The organism is Enterobacter sp. 301B (assembly GCF_003850715.1).
Taxonomy (GTDB): Bacteria; Pseudomonadota; Gammaproteobacteria; order Enterobacterales; family Enterobacteriaceae; genus Enterobacter; species Enterobacter intestinihominis.
The window spans coordinates 104,080-119,106 of the sequence record NZ_PQTC01000010.1 but is presented as its reverse complement, the minus strand read 5'-3'; the positions used below and the strand labels follow the sequence as shown (position 1 = coordinate 119,106).

Annotated in this window: 14 protein-coding genes; 4 read left to right on the top strand and 10 right to left on the bottom strand. The window is 56.2% G+C overall.

The genetic code is table 11. The features are described 5' to 3' along the window. The first annotated feature begins 70 nt into the window (after positions 1–70). Positions 71–931, top strand: coding sequence for an acyl-CoA thioesterase II (gene tesB, locus C3451_RS13170; protein WP_022647258.1), 861 nt, complete (start codon positions 71–73; stop codon positions 929–931). A 93-nt stretch (positions 932–1,024) separates the two neighbouring features. Here tesB and amtB read toward each other — a convergent pair whose 3' ends face one another. The 5 genes from amtB to C3451_RS13145 all read right to left on the bottom strand — a co-directional run bounded on the left by amtB (position 1,025) and on the right by C3451_RS13145 (position 6,914). Next, on the bottom strand, positions 1,025–2,311 hold the full coding sequence (gene amtB / locus C3451_RS13165; RefSeq protein WP_022647257.1) for an ammonium transporter AmtB: 1,287 nt from the start codon (positions 2,309–2,311) through the stop codon (positions 1,025–1,027). A gap of 35 nt (positions 2,312–2,346) precedes the next feature. Further along, on the bottom strand, positions 2,347–2,685 hold the full coding sequence (gene glnK, locus C3451_RS13160) for a P-II family nitrogen regulator (RefSeq protein WP_006809867.1): 339 nt from the start codon (positions 2,683–2,685) through the stop codon (positions 2,347–2,349). Positions 2,686–2,896: 211 nt separating this feature from the next. Then, a complete protein-coding gene (locus tag C3451_RS13155; RefSeq protein ID WP_045622306.1) occupies positions 2,897–4,678 on the bottom strand; it encodes a SmdB family multidrug efflux ABC transporter permease/ATP-binding protein in 1,782 nt (593 codons plus the stop codon). After that, positions 4,671–6,425 carry a SmdA family multidrug ABC transporter permease/ATP-binding protein gene (locus tag C3451_RS13150; protein ID WP_063139117.1) on the bottom strand — a complete coding sequence of 585 codons (1,755 nt, stop codon included), beginning with the start codon at positions 6,423–6,425 and terminating at the stop codon, positions 4,671–4,673. Before C3451_RS13150 ends, C3451_RS13155 begins: the two co-directional genes overlap by 8 nt. A gap of 30 nt (positions 6,426–6,455) precedes the next feature. Next, on the bottom strand, positions 6,456–6,914 hold the full coding sequence (locus C3451_RS13145) for an Lrp/AsnC family transcriptional regulator (protein WP_022647254.1): 459 nt from the start codon (positions 6,912–6,914) through the stop codon (positions 6,456–6,458). A gap of 115 nt (positions 6,915–7,029) precedes the next feature. Here C3451_RS13145 and C3451_RS13140 point away from each other — a divergent pair, with 115 nt between their 5' ends. Continuing rightward, positions 7,030–8,076 carry a PLP-dependent cysteine synthase family protein gene (locus C3451_RS13140; protein WP_022647253.1) on the top strand — a complete coding sequence of 349 codons (1,047 nt, stop codon included), beginning with the start codon at positions 7,030–7,032 and terminating at the stop codon, positions 8,074–8,076. 41 nt (positions 8,077–8,117) lie between these two features. On the opposite strand, the gene cof is transcribed toward C3451_RS13140, so the two are convergent. After that, positions 8,118–8,936 carry an HMP-PP phosphatase gene (gene cof, locus C3451_RS13135; RefSeq protein WP_023299454.1) on the bottom strand — a complete coding sequence of 273 codons (819 nt, stop codon included), beginning with the start codon at positions 8,934–8,936 and terminating at the stop codon, positions 8,118–8,120. Between the two features lie 101 nt (positions 8,937–9,037). Between cof and C3451_RS13130 the strand changes: the two genes are divergently transcribed. Continuing rightward, positions 9,038–10,738: an SgrR family transcriptional regulator gene (locus C3451_RS13130; protein WP_045622308.1), complete on the top strand. Its 1,701-nt coding sequence runs from the start codon at positions 9,038–9,040 to the stop codon at positions 10,736–10,738. Between the two features lie 66 nt (positions 10,739–10,804). After that, positions 10,805–11,500 carry a 7-cyano-7-deazaguanine synthase QueC gene (queC, locus tag C3451_RS13125; RefSeq protein WP_022647250.1) on the top strand — a complete coding sequence of 232 codons (696 nt, stop codon included), beginning with the start codon at positions 10,805–10,807 and terminating at the stop codon, positions 11,498–11,500. A gap of 62 nt (positions 11,501–11,562) precedes the next feature. Here the strand turns inward: queC and C3451_RS13120 are convergent, their stop codons facing one another. The 4 genes from C3451_RS13120 to hupB form a co-directional block, all read right to left on the bottom strand. After that, a complete protein-coding gene (locus C3451_RS13120) occupies positions 11,563–11,961 on the bottom strand; it encodes a YbgC/FadM family acyl-CoA thioesterase (RefSeq protein ID WP_017694410.1) in 399 nt (132 codons plus the stop codon). Between the two features lie 97 nt (positions 11,962–12,058). Then, the gene (locus tag C3451_RS13115) at positions 12,059–12,439 is read right to left on the bottom strand and encodes a helix-hairpin-helix domain-containing protein (RefSeq protein WP_045622310.1); all 381 of its coding nucleotides are present in this window, start codon (positions 12,437–12,439) and stop codon (positions 12,059–12,061) included. A 148-nt stretch (positions 12,440–12,587) separates the two neighbouring features. Next, positions 12,588–14,459: a peptidylprolyl isomerase gene (ppiD, locus tag C3451_RS13110; protein ID WP_045622311.1), complete on the bottom strand. Its 1,872-nt coding sequence runs from the start codon at positions 14,457–14,459 to the stop codon at positions 12,588–12,590. 212 nt (positions 14,460–14,671) lie between these two features. Beyond that, a complete protein-coding gene (gene hupB / locus C3451_RS13105; protein ID WP_002444653.1) occupies positions 14,672–14,944 on the bottom strand; it encodes a nucleoid-associated protein HU-beta in 273 nt (90 codons plus the stop codon). Between the last annotated feature and the right edge of the window lie 83 nt (positions 14,945–15,027).

Genomic DNA, 15,027 nt, shown 5'->3' with positions numbered 1-15,027 from the left:
CCATCGGACCACTATCGTTTCTGCGTTATACTCAGCGTATCTTTCGCCACGGCGTTTATTGAGGACCACTATGAGTCAGGCACTGAACAATCTGCTGACATTGCTGAACCTGGAAAAAATAGAAGAAGGGCTTTTTCGCGGACAGAGCGAAGATTTAGGCTTACGCCAGGTTTTTGGGGGCCAGGTCGTGGGGCAAGCGCTATATGCCGCTAAGGAGACCGTTCCGGCAGACCGTCTGGTGCACTCATTCCACAGCTACTTTTTACGCCCCGGTGACAGCGCTAAACCGATTGTGTACGACGTGGAAGTTCTGCGTGACGGCCAAAGCTTCAGCGCTCGCCGTGTGGCGGCCATCCAGCATGGGAAACCCATCTTCTACATGACCGCCTCCTTCCAGGCGCCAGAGCCGGGCTATGAGCATCAAAAACAGATGCCGTCTGCCCCATCGCCGGACGATCTGAAATCGGAAACCGAAATTGCCCGCGCACTCGCACATCTGCTGCCGCCGCAGGTAAAAGAGAAGTTTCTGTGTGATAAACCGCTGGAGATCCGCCCGGTCGAATTTCATAACCCAATGAAGGGGCATACTGCTGAGCCCACCCGCCAGGTGTGGATCCGCGCCAACGGCAGCGTACCGGCAGACTTGCGCGTGCATCAGTATCTGCTGGGTTATGCGTCGGATTTCAACTTCCTGCCGGTTGCGCTACAGCCGCACGGCGTGGGATTCCTGGAAAAAGGGATGCAGGTCGCCACGATTGACCATTCCATGTGGTTCCATCGTCCTTTCGACATGAACGAGTGGCTGCTTTACAGCGTAGAAAGTACCTCTGCGTCCAGCGCACGCGGTTTTGTTCGCGGGGAGTTTTACACCCAGGATGGTGTGCTGGTGGCTTCTACCGTGCAGGAAGGTGTGATGCGTAATCGCGGGTGAGGTAAAAAGCCCGGTCGCTACGCTTACCGGGCCTGCAAATTTCACTTTTTCAGGCCGGGTAAGGCGAAGCCACCACCCGGCAAGGCACTCAAATTATGCGTTGTACGCATTCTCGCCGTGGCTGTTGACGTCCAGACCTTCGCGCTCCTGCTCTTCCGGTACGCGCAGCCCCACGGTCATATCGGCCAGCTTGTAGCCGATAAAGGCCACAACGCCCGACCAGACAACCGTAATCGCGATACTTTCAAGCTGGACCAGCACCTGATGCATCATGGTCACGCCTTCAGCATAACCCACGCCGCCCAAAGATTGTGCAGCAAAGATACCGGTCATGATACAGCCGATAATGCCGCACACACCGTGTACGCCGAATACATCACACGGATCGTCAACGCGCAGAATACGTTTCAGTGCGGTAACGCCCCACAGCCCCGCCAGACCCGCGACGATACCGATCAGCAATGCGCCGCCCACGCCCACGTAACCGCATGCTGGCGTAATACCTACCAGACCGGCAATCGCCCCAGAACAGGCACCCAGCAGGGATGGCTTGCCGCGAACGGCCCACTCGCCAAATACCCATGAGAGGATGGCCCCGGCAGTTGCCACCACGGTATTCACGAAGGCCAGCGCGGCGATTTCGTTAGCGGCGCTGGCTGAACCTGCGTTGAAGCCGAACCAGCCAAAGTAGAGGATGGCGGTGCCGGTAAAGACCATCGGCAGGTTGTGCGGCTTAAATGCTTCTTTCCCAAAGCCCACGCGCTTGCCAATCAGGTATGCGCCTACCAGGCCGGCTACGGCGGCGTTGATGTGAACAACGGTGCCGCCCGCAAAGTCCAGAGCGCCATGGGAAGCCAACAGACCACCGCCCCAGACCATATGCGCAATCGGGACATAGGAGAGCGTCAGCCAGACCACCACGAAAATCAGTACCGCAGAGAAGCGGATACGCTCAGCCAGCGCGCCCACAATCAGCCCCACGGTGATGCACGCGAATGAGCCCTGGAACGCGACATGAATATACTGATAGAAGCTGCCCATTACCGCGGTCAGTTCGATATTTTTCAGCATCGCCCAGTTAACGTTGCCGAAGAAGGCGTTGCCCTCCCCGAAGGCCAGCGAGTAACCGTAAACCACCCACAGCACGCACACCAGCGCGAACGTGACGGCAACCTGCGTCAGCATGGAGAGTACGTTCTTGCCGCGGATCAGGCCGCCGTAAAACAGCGCGATCCCCGGAATCGTCATGAACAGCACCAGCGCGGTGCAAATCATCATAAAGGCGTTATCGGCTTTGTCTGCCACAGCAGGTGCAGCCATTGCCAGGCCCGGCAGCAGTGCCAGCGAACCCAGACCTGTTTTCATTGTTGCTTTCATCATTTTCTCGATCCCTATCACTGTGTGCCAGGAGTTACTTACAACGCCGCTTCGTCAGATTCGCCGGTACGGATGCGAATGACGCGCTGTAGTTCGGCAACGAAAATTTTGCCGTCGCCAATTTTTCCGGTGTAGGCCGCTTTGCTGACGACATCAATCACCTCATCAAGCTGATCGTCGGCAATCGCCACATCAATCTTCACTTTTGGCAGGAAGTTAACGCTGTATTCCGCCCCGCGATAAAGCTCGGCATGACCTTTCTGACGCCCAAAGCCTTTCACTTCGGTGACAGTCAGTCCCTGAATACCCATGGAAGACAGCGCTTCACGCACGTCTTCGAGTTTGAATGGTTTGATTACCACCGTAACCAGCTTCATATATCCCCTCCAGTCAGAATTCGGTAATGGCCGCAGCTAACACGAGAGGTATATTGCAAAGGGTGTGCCAGAAGTGAAATGTGAGGAGGAAAGCGCCGCGGCGCGCATGCGCCGCGAAGGGGTGAAAAAAAACGCACCATGGCAGTGCAGGGTGCGTTTCAGTTTTGCACCAACGGTTAAGACTGTTAGCGCATTGCCTTGTTATGGTGCATCAGGCGCTGAGCGACTCCTCCTCGCGCACGCTGGCGGCCAGCTCGTCGCCTGCCAGCTGCAACTGATACATCTGCCAGTAGCGTCCTTTCGCCTCAAGCAGCGCTCTGTGCGTACCCCGTTCAACGGCCTGGCCACGGTGCAGCACCAGAATGGTATCGGCATCGACGATCGTTGAGAGGCGGTGAGCGATAACCACCAGCGTAGTGCGATCCCGCACGGCAGCCAGCGCCAGCTGGATCGCCTGTTCGGTACCGGAGTCGATGCTTGCGGTCGCTTCATCCAGAATCAACACCTGCGGCGTCTCAATCAGCACGCGCGCCAGCGCCAGGAGCTGCTTTTGCCCGACAGAGAGGTTATTGCCTTGCTCGCCCAGCCGGGTATTGATCCCCTCGCTTAACCCGCGCGCCAGATCTGCCAGCTGCACCGTTTCCAGCACCTCCCATACCTGCTCAGGCGTGAAAGGTCGTCCCAGCGTCACGTTGGCATAAAAGGTATCCGCCAGCACTACCGGATCCTGCTGCACCATCGCGACGCCTTTACGCAACGCGTTGTGGCTAAGCGCGGAAAGAGGCCGTCCATCCAGACGGATCTCCCCCTGCGTCAACGGATAGTAGCCCATCAGCAAACTGGCGAGCGTGCTTTTGCCGCTGCCGGTATGCCCAACCAGGGCGACAAAACCGCGCGACGGTACCTCGAGGTTGATATCCTGCAAGACAAGCTGATCGTCGCGGTAGGCAAACGAGACATGATCAAACGCTATGGATCCACTTTCCAGCGGACGTTCATCATCGCCATAGGTCTGACGCGGCCTGTCCATCAGCTCAAACACACGCTCACCCGCGACTACCGCCTGTTGCAGCATCGATTGCTGCGTAGTGAGTTCAATCAGCGGTTCGTTAAGACGGCCAAGGTAACTGATAAACGCGTACAGCACTCCCACCTCAATGGTTCCGCGCGTCGTCAGGCCAAACAGCATCAACAGCCCGCACAGCACCAGCGCAGAGAAGAGACTCAGCAGCGGGCGTAACAGGAAGCCGTCCAGACGTAACGTCTGCATCCGCGCCATATAGTGCGAACGGCTGGCTTCTCCCATCCGCTCGCCAAAACGCGCCTGCTGGCGAAACTGCTGGATAACGCTCATGCCATTGATCACTTCGTTGAAGCCATCATTGATGTCTGCAAGGTAAGCGCGCACGCGACGAACAATCGGCGTGCTGTAGCGCTGGTAAATTACCATCACAATCAGCACCGCCGGGAAAATAGCGATCGCCACCAGCGCCATCCGCCAGTCCAGACTGAACATCGCCACCAGCATCGCGCCAATCAATGCGGCACTGCGCAGAACCGTTGCGACAACAGTCACATAAAGGTCGCGGATCACCTCGGTGTCATTGGTGACGCGCGAAATAACCTGCCCGACCGGCTGGGTATCAAACTCGCTCAGCGGCTGGCGCAGCGCGGCATCCATCACATCCGTGCGTAGCTGCTGGACCACGCCCACGGCGGCCCGGTTAAACAGCAGCGACTGCGCATAGTGCAGCCCCGCCGCCGTCAGCTGTAGCCCGACATACGCCACACCCAGCCCCGCCACCAGCCCCAGCGGCAGATAGCTTTTCGCCACCATGTTATCGATAAAATAGCTGATAAGCAGCGGACCGGTCACCTCCGCAATCGCGGCGATCCACAGTAACAGCACGGCGATGGAAAGCGGTTTGCGCCACGGTGAGCCATAGGCGAGCAGCCGTTTTAACGTCGGCCACATCTGTCCAAACTTACGCATCGGTGACCTCCTCATCCAGCGCAGCTTCAAGCTGTTGATAGCGGTACATATCCCGATACCAGCCGGCCTGCCCGGCAAGCTGCTCATGCTGACCACGCTGAGCAATATGCCCGTGCTGAAGCACCAGAATTTCACAGGCTTCGGTAAGGGCCGACAGACGGTGCGCGCTGATGATGACCGTGCGCCCCTCCCCCCACTGCCGAAGGTTATGCAGAATTTGATGCTCGGTACGCCCGTCAACCGCGGACAGCGCATCATCCAGAATCAGGATCTCAGCGTCCAGCAGCAGCGCGCGGGCAATAGAGATACGCTGTTTTTGTCCACCGGAGAGCATAACGCCCCGCTCACCCACTTCTGTGTCGTAGCCCTGCGGCAGGCGCAGAATATCCTCATGGACGCTGGCTAAGCGCGCCACATGCTCGATCTGGTCCTGTGTCGCCGTCGGGCACCCGAGCGCGATATTGTTGGCTATGGTGTCTGAAAACAAAAACGGCGTCTGGCTGACGACCGCCAGGCGGCTGCGCCAGTCATCCAGCAGCAGACGTGGCAGGGGGACGTCATGGAAACGGATATCGCCTTCGCTCACGTCAAAATGGCGCTGAATCAGTGACAGAATGGTGCTTTTACCGGAGCCCGTCGGGCCGCAGATGCCCAGCATCTGACCAGGACGCAGCGTGAAACTGACGTTTTCAAGCACCGGATGTTCCGTTTGCGGGTAGATAAAGACGCGGATATCAGCCTTCAGAACACCCGGACCTTCCGGTACCGGCTCGCTGCCATCGTTCACTACCGGCACTTCCGCCAGCATGGCGCGGATACGGCTGTAGGCGGCGCTCCCACGTTCAACGATGTTAAACATCCAGGCCAGCGCCAGCATCGGCCAAATCATCAGCCCGAGGTACATCGCAAAGCTGGTTAACTGCCCGAGGGTCATGGTGCCTCGCACCACCATCCAGCTGCCGCCGCCCACCGCCAGCAGGTTCGCCATGCCAATCGCAATATAAATTGTCGGATCAAAGCGGGCGTCTATACGCGCCACGCGCATGTTTTTCGCACCGGTATCGGCGGCGTCGGCCGCAAACAGCGCGGACTGCCTGTCTTCCAGACCAAACGCTTTGATCATGCGGATGCTGGTCATGCTCTCCTGGGTGCGATCGTTTAACGACGAGAACGCCGCCTGCGCCAGCTTAAAGCGTTCATGGAGCTGCTCGCCGTAGCGGTTAATCGCCAGCGCCATCAGCGGCATCGGCAGCAGCGCCAGCAGCGTGAGCTCCCAGCTAATTTGCGTAGACATCACAATCAGTACCGCACAGCCCATCACCAGGGAATCCACCAGCGTTAACACCCCTTCACCGGCGGCAAACACCACACGGTCCACATCGTTAGTGGCGCGGGCGATGAGATCCCCGGTACGGTGACGCAGATAAAACTCAGGGTGCTGGCGGCTCAGCTGGCGGTAAAAGTCCTCGCGCAGCTCAACGGCAAGCTGATAGGACGCGCCGAACAGCAGCACGCGCCAGACATAACGCAGCAGGTAAACCACCACGGCCGTCAACACCAGCGTACCGACCCACATCATCACCCGTGCGGCGGTGTAATGTTGTTCCGTAACACCATCCACGACGTATCCCACCACTTTGGGCGGGATCAGTTGCAAAATGGCAATGATAATAAGCAGGGCCACCGCGCCGAGGTAGCGTTGCCACTCCCGACGAAAGTACCAGCTTAATTGGGCAAATAATCGCACGCGGTCTTTTCCTGAAGATATTTTATGAAGTTATTCAATGGGTAACGCTGTGGTGTATTTAATCTGTTCCATGGCGAAACTGGAGGTGACATCGGACAAGCCCGGTACGCTATTGACCAGCCGCTTGTAAAAATCATCGTAGCGCTTCATGTCTGCCACCTGAACGCGCATCAGATAGTCGTATTCCCCCGCCATGCGCCAGAAGCCGAGCACCTCGGGCATGTCGGAAACCTGGGTGACGAAGCGGCTGTACCATTCGCTGCTGTGATGCTGCGTTTTTATCAGGACGAAGGCGGTCAGTCCAAGCCCCAGTTTTTCGGGGTCTAGCAGCGCCACACGTCCCAGCAGAATGCCATCGTCTTCCAGCTTCTTGAGGCGCTTCCAGCACGGTGTGGTGGTCAGATTAACGGCATCTGCCAGCGCCTGCAAAGAGAGGGTGCAGTCGCTTTGCAGCAAAGAAAGCAGCTTGCGGTCAATTTTATCTAGCATATCCACCTCCCAGAGAAAATTATTCTCCTTACATTCTATTTTAAAGGCCAGATAGCAACAATTTTTTCTGTGCTTTTCGCTATGCTGGGCACAAAATGACAAACGGATAACTACGATGAATAGCACCTGGGTTAAACATGCCATCAGCGAAATAAATGCCGACTATCAGCGCTCGGCAGATACCCATTTGATCCGCCTGCCTTTGCCTGGATTTCCCGGCATTCAGCTTTACCTGAAGGATGAAAGTACCCATCCTACCGGCAGCCTGAAGCATCGCCTGGCGCGTTCACTCTTTTTATACGGTTTATGTAACGGCTGGATTAAAGAAGGCACCACGATTATTGAATCGTCGTCCGGATCAACTGCCGTCTCAGAGGCCTACTTTGCCCGCCTGCTGGGCCTGCCGTTTATCGCTGTGATGCCCTCCTGCACGGCGAAACGTAAAGTTGAACAGATCGAATTTTACGGCGGACGCTGCCACTTTGTGGAAAGCGCCTGCGAAATCTATGCGGCCTCCGAAATGCTGGCCCGCGAACTAAATGGTCACTATATGGACCAGTTCACCTTCGCCGAGCGCGCCACCGACTGGCGCGGCAATAATAACATTGCGGACAGCATTTTCCGCCAGATGACCCACGAGCCACATCCCGTCCCCTCTTACATTGTCATGAGCGCGGGCACGGGCGGAACCTCCGCCACCATCGGACGTTATATCCGCTGTCAGGGTTATGATACGCAGCTGATGGTGGTTGACCCTCAGAACTCGGTGTTCCTTGATTACTGGCAATCTCGCGATGCCAGCCTGCGCAGCCCTGTGGGGAGCAAGATCGAAGGAATTGGTCGCCCGCGCGTCGAACCCTCGTTCATTCCGGACGTTGTGGATGAGATGCTCCGCGTGCCGGACGCCGCCAGCGTCGCGACGGCGCACTGGCTGGAGACACAGCTTGGCCGTAAGGTCGGAGCCTCTACCGGCACCAATATGTGGGGGGCGCTACAACTGGCCGCGAGAATGCGTGAAGAAGGCCTTAGCGGCTCTGTCGTCACGCTGCTGTGCGACAGCGGGGAACGCTACCTGGACACCTATTACAACGCAGAATGGGTACAGGCCAATATTGGCGATGTTGAACCGTGGAAAGCGCAGATTTCGCATCTGGTGAAATAAAAAAAAGCCAGGCTTTAGCCTGGCTTGCTGGAAGGATCTCGCTATTCGGGGGAATATGGGAGGTTATTTTTGTCCAGCCAATGCGTCAAAAAATGGGACACCGCTTCGTTACGACAGTGTCCGATAACCGGTAAATGCGGGAGCGCGGCGATAAGTTGCGGCATCGCGTTCCCCATAATCAGCCCACGACCTACGCTGCTCAGCATCTCGTGGTCGTTCATGGCGTCACCAAAGGCCATACAGTCCTGCATCGTCAGCCCCAGACGATCGCTCAGCACCGCCAGCGCAGATCCTTTGTTACAGCCCACCGGCAGCACTTCAAGACAGTCCACCGCCGAGAAGGTCAGGTGCGCCCGGTCGCCCAGCGCCTCGTTAAGCTGAATACGCAGGCGGCAGAGATCGTCGTGATCGCCGCAGAAGCAGATCTTGGTTACCTTGTGTGCCGGAATGCGGCGCAAATCGATGAGCTGATATTTAAAGCCACTGTAAACGTGAGCGTGCAGCAAGGCCGGGATCTCACGCCCGGTAAACCAGCCTTCATCGTTAAAAACATGCACGCTGGCCTGCGTATCCCAGGTGCTGTGCAGGACGATGTCCGCCACTTCCGGATCCAGATCCTGACGGTGCAGCACATCGCCCTCGACGGAGTGAATGCGCGTCCCGTTGCCGGTGATCAGGAACGCATCGAGGGCAAATGTTCCCAGCAGATGGCGCATCTCCAGCACATGACGACCAGTGGCAAACGTCAGGGTGACTTCACGCTCGCGCAGGCGCTTAAGTGTGTTCAGGGTTTTCTCCCCTAAACGGTGATCCGGCATTAACAGCGTGCCGTCCATATCAAATGCAGCGAGCCGAGCCATAATTACTCCCGAAATGTGATGCGGTTAACTTGTGCATCAGTATTACGTGAGATATACGGAAGTAATAGTGAATAGATGATAATTATTGTTCCGGGTTTTTCATGCGCCAGCTTAACCGTCTTAACCAGTATCAGCGTCTGTGGCACCCCTCCGCCGGCGCAACGCAGCAGGTGACCATCAGTGAACTTGCCAGCCGCTGCTTTTGCAGCGAGCGACATGTACGCACCCTGCTGCGCCAGGCGCAGGAGGCGGGCTGGCTAAGCTGGCACGCCCGCTCCGGACGAGGAAAGCGTGGGGAATTACGCTTTCACGTCACCCCGGATTCGTTGCGTAATACGATGATGGAAGAGGCCCTGAAAAGTGGACAGCAGCACAACGCGCTGGAGCTGGCCCAGCTCGCGCCTGAAGATTTGCGATCGCTGCTGCATCCGTTTATGGGCGGGCAATGGCAGAACGATACGCCGACGCTGCGTATTCCCTACTATCGTTCGCTGGAGCCGCTTCAGCCGGGGTTTCTCCCTGGCCGGGCGGAGCAGCATCTGGCGGGACAGGTATTCTCTGGTTTGACGCGTTTTAATGGTAACAGCAGTGAACCCACGGGCGATCTGGCGCATCACTGGGAAGTCTCTGCTGACGGCCTGCGTTGGCATTTCTACATACGCTCCACCCTGCACTGGCATAACGGCGATAAAATAGAGACGGCACAGCTCAGGCAAAGCCTGACGGCGCTGCTATCGCAGCCCGGCATGGACACGCTTTTCCGCAGCGTCTTACGTATCGAAACCACGCATCCGCAAAGCCTGACGTTTATTCTCCATCAACCTGACTATTGGCTGGCGCACAGGCTGGCAACCTACTGTAGCCGTCTGGCGCATCCTGATTACCCCGTGGTGGGCAGCGGTCCCTTTCGGCTGAGCGTTTTTGAGCCTGAACTGGTGCGTCTGGAAAGCCACGAGCAGTATCACCTTGGTCATCCGTTACTTAAGGCTATCGAGTACTGGATCACGCCCCAGCTTTTTGACTACAGTCTGGGCACCAGCTGTCGCCACCCGGTGCAAATCGCCATTGGCGAGGCCGACGAGCTGGCCAGCCTGCGGCTGGTGAGTAACAGCACCAGTCTGGGCTTCTGCTACCTCACGCTGAAACAAAGTCCGCGTCTGAGCGAACTTCAGGCAAAGCGGCTGATTAATATCATTCATCTCTCAACGCTGCTGCATACGCTTCCCCTGAACGAAGGGCTCATCACTCCTACCGAGGAACTGCTTCCCGGCTGGGCGATCCCCCAATGGCCTGATTTAACCGACGTTGTGCTGCCAGAGGCATTGACGCTTGTCTACCACCTGCCGGTTGAGCTTCACACCATGGCCAGCCAGTTAAAAGCATACCTTGCGCGGCAGGGCTGTGAACTGACCGTCATCTTTCACGACGCCAAGACGTGGGACGGTTGCCAGCAGCTTGCCGATGCAGACATCATGATGGGAGACAGACTGATTGGCGAAGCGCCAGCGTACACCCTTGAGCAATGGCTCCGCTGCGATGCGCTCTGGCCGCATCTGCTGAGCGCACCGGCATACGCCCATTTGCAGGCCACGCTGGATGCGGTGCAGACGCAGGCCGACGAACGTGACCGACACGCAGGACTTCAGGCTATCTTCAGCCGATTAATGGAGACAGCCGTCCTGACACCGCTCTTTAACTACCAGTATCAAATCAGCGCTCCTCCGGGCGTCAACGGAATACGCCTTAACACTCGCGGCTGGTTTGACTTCACCGAAGCCTGGCTTCCTCCACCAAACGCGTGAAGAAGCTGGTCGCCGCTTTAGCCAGGCGTTAACATGACGCTTTTACCGTAACTGTCGAGATGATCTATGAAACGTGCCGTCGTCGTGTTCAGCGGAGGACAAGATTCCACAACCTGCCTGATTCAGGCACTTCACCAGTATGATGAAGTGCACTGCGTCACTTTTGATTATGGTCAGCGTCATCGCGCTGAAATCGATGTCGCTCGTGAACTGGCCCTCAAACTGGGCGCCCGCGCTCATAAAGTGCTGGACGTGACGCTGTTAAATGAACTGGCCGTCAGCAGCCTCACCCGCGACAGCATTCCGGTGCCTGATTACGAACCGGATGCCAGCGGCATTCCGAATACCTTCGTACCTGGGCGTAATATTCTCTTCCTGACCCTGACGGCAATCTATGCCTACCAGGTGAAAGCCGAAGCGGTGATCACGGGCGTGTGTGAGACCGACTTCTCTGGCTACCCGGACTGTCGGGATGAATTCGTGAAAGCACTCAATCACGCCGTCGATCTGGGTATGGCAAAAGAGACCCGCTTCGAAACGCCGCTGATGTGGCTGGATAAAGCCGAAACCTGGGCGCTGGCCGACTACTGGGGCAAGCTGGATATCGTTCGCAACGAGACCCTGACCTGCTACAACGGCATTAAAGGGGACGGCTGCGGGCAGTGTGCCGCCTGTAACCTGCGCGCGAACGGTCTGAATCATTATCTTGCGGATAAAGCGGGCGTGATGGCCGCGATGCAGAAAAAGACCGGTCTGAAATAAGGGCTAACTGTCCGCGCTGTCGTACAACAGGAGTCGACAGCGCGGGCATTCCTAAATATTACTTATGCGATCATCAGCTCCAGCTTTTCGCGCAACTCCCCTTCCAGCGGCAACGCTTTCTGGGTTTTGAGATCGATACAGACAAAGGTGATCAGCGCATCGGCCACCACCTGCCCTTCTGGCTCAAGCGTGACGACCTGGCTCAATACACCACTTTTGCCATTCAGTTGTTGGACCTCACTGGTCACGGTGAGCACATCCCCCAGCACAGCCGGGCGGCGGTAGTTAATGTTGATGTTGACGACCACAAACGCGATGTTGTGTGCGGTCAGCCACTGGAAGCTTTCGCTGTTCTCCAGGCCATCCCAGCGCGCCTCTTCAAGAAATTCAAGGTAGCGGGCGTTATTGACGTGCTGGTAAACATCGAGGTGATAACCACGGACTTTGATTTGTGTCTGCATAGCGCAATAGCCTTTCGTTGTTATAGGTTCAGAGGTCATAACTGGTATGACCTCTTTATCCTGGCAAATTTTTGCCGCAGTGCAAGTGATTACGCGATTACAGCGTCAGGTGTGCGAGATTGCGCTCAACCAGCGCGCTGCCCATACCCGGCACCTGCTTGAGATCGTCAAGGGTTTTAAAAGGACCGTACTCCTCGCGGTAGCTAACAATGGCCTGGGCTTTTTTAAGTCCCACACCGTTCATCACGCGCGCGAGCTCTTCTGCCGATGCCGAATTGATGCTGACTCGCGTACCGTCATCCTCTGCACTTTTACCGGCCTCAGTCGCTTTTGATTGCGTATAAGCCTGCGCAGCTGAGTCTGTTTTGGTCTGTGCAGCCTGCGCTTTAGCCGAGGGCGACGCCGCCAGCGCGCCCGCACTCATCCCGGAAGTGGCAATAGCCAGTGTAATTAACAGTGCTTTGATTCCACATTTCATGCTGTTTTCTCCTTGTTTGTTGACAGCCACGCCACGATAGCCGTACGAGAAAACAGGGACAAACAGCAGATTGCAGAAATGGAAAAGGCCGCGAAAGCGGCCTTTAGTTTTTGCAGAGCGTTACGAAAATCTGCGAGCAGGTACGTAATTATTGCTCCTGGGTCACCACATCACCCAGCTTGATTTTGGCTTCTTTACGCAGGTTGCTCATCATCGCTTCGAAAGCAATCTGGGCATTATTCTGGGTAATTCCCTGAACCATGGCCTTCTTCTGCGCGTCTGGCAGCGTGCCGGCTTTGACTTCATCCAGCGCCAGAATCACCACGTTACCCTGCATATCGGTCGTGGTGCCAAAGACAGGTTTGTCTTTCGCCGGCAGGCTCAGACCAAACGCCGCCTGGCTGACAGGATCCTGACCGGTACGGCTCAGCGTTTTGGCTTCGCCAAAGCTCAGGCCAGCCGCTTTCAGTGCATCGTTCTTACCGGCTTTCAGATCGGCCAGAATTTTCTCTGCATCCAGTTTTGCCTGCTGTGCCGCTTTGTTGTGTTTGACCAGCGCCACCACCTGATCTTTCACTTCCGCCAGGGGCTTCACTGCCTCGGCTTTGTGCTCGCTGACGCGCAGTACGAACGCACGGTCACCGTCAACGGTAATGATGTCTGAGTTGCTGCCCGGCGTACCGTTCTCACCTACCAGACCACCATTGAAAATGGCATCTGAAACCGGTTTGAAGTTCAGTTCTTCCGGCAGATTTTCATGGCTGAACCAGCCCGTCTCAACCGCTTTCACGCCAGCAGCCTGCTCAGCGCCCGCCAGTGATTCGTTGTCGTTGCTTGCGGCATCGCTCACTTTCTGTTGCAGAGCATAGAAGGCGTCCAGCGCTTTCTCCTGCTTCACTTTCGCAGCGATATCATCACGAACGTCAGCCAGCGGCTTGGTTTTCGCCGCCACGACATCGTCCAGACGCGCCACCAGGAAGCCAACGGAGGATTTGATTACACCAGACAGTTGGCCTTTCTCTTTAAGACCCGCATTTTTCAGCTCATCCGGGGTGGTGGAATCTTCCAGCCAGCCCATATCACCACCGTTTTTGGCAGAAATAATGTCGGTGGATTTTGCTTTCGCCACGGTCGCGAAATCAGCGCCTTTGTTCAGCTCGTCCAGCACGGCTTTTGCTTCTGCTTCCGTTTTGGTCTGGATCACGCTGTAACGGTTACGCTGCGGCTGAGTGAACTGATCCTGATGCTGGTCGTAATAAGACTGGATCTCGGCGTCAGTCGCGTTTTTCTGCATCGCAGCTGCATCCAGCTTGATATAGCTTACGCGGAACTGTTCAGGAGAGATGAAGTTGTTCTTGTTTTGCTCATAGTAAGCATTAACTTCAGCGTCGCTAACCTGCTGTTTCGCCGCCAGTGCATTGACATCAATCGTCGCTTCACGCACCACGCGTTGCTGCGCCACCAGTGCCGCCAGCGCTTCAGTTTCGCCTTTCAGCATGAAATCGGTGCCCACCACCGCGTTGATCAGCTGTTGCGTGGTCAACTGGTTACGCAGCGCCTGTGCGTACTGGTCAGCCGTCATCCCCATCTGGTTAACAATGCTGTTGTAACGCGCGTTGTCGAACTTCCCATTAGACTGGAAAGCCTGCGTCGAGAAGATGGCTTTTTTAACCTGCTCATCGCTGATGCCCAGACCGAGGCTTTTCGCGTACTGGTCCAGCAGCGCTTCGTCGATAAGGCGGTTCAGCGTCTGCTGACGCAGGTTTTTCATATAGCCTTCGTTGGCTGCAAGTTCAGAGTATTGGTCGCCCAGCTGTTGCTGCATGCGGTTACGTTCACCAGCAAAAGCGTTCTCGAACTGCCCACGGCTAATTTCCTGGCCATTCACTTTTGCGGCGTAGTTCGCGCCACCGCCGATGAGGTAACTACTCACACCGGTCAATATGAACGACACGATAATGATACCGAAAATAATCTTGAGCACGAGACTGTTAGCAGCCGTGCGTAAGCTGTCCATCATGGTGTAACAACACTCCGCTGTAGGTGACTGGTTACCTGACGCTGACGGAAAATCCTGACCGTCGCGCGTAAAGGCGTATTGTGACAAGAAAACAGGGCAATTGTCAGCCCACAACTCGCATAAACTCGCACAAATCAGGTCTGGACAAACAAAAAAGGCACATCAAACGATGCGCCCTTGTACTTTTCAGCTTCCCTGGAGCGGGAAAGCAATCAATTTACTGCGTCTTTCAGCGCCTTACCTGCACGGAAACCCGGCACTTTAGCGGCAGCAATGGTGATCTCTTTACCGGTCTGCGGGTTGCGGCCAGTACGGGCAGCACGCTCTTTAACCGCAAAAGTACCGAAGCCTACCAGTGCAACGTCGTCCCCAGCTTGCAGAGATTCAGTAACAGAAGCAATTAAAGCATCTAAAGCACGTCCAGCTGCAGCTTTAGAAATATCAGCACCCGCAGCAATTTTGTCAATCAGTTGAGATTTATTCACTGTTCTCTTCCTCTCTTTATAATTTATATCGCACCTGAATCCTTCACAGCGCGACCGCGCAGCAGTTATATCAGTCCTGCTAT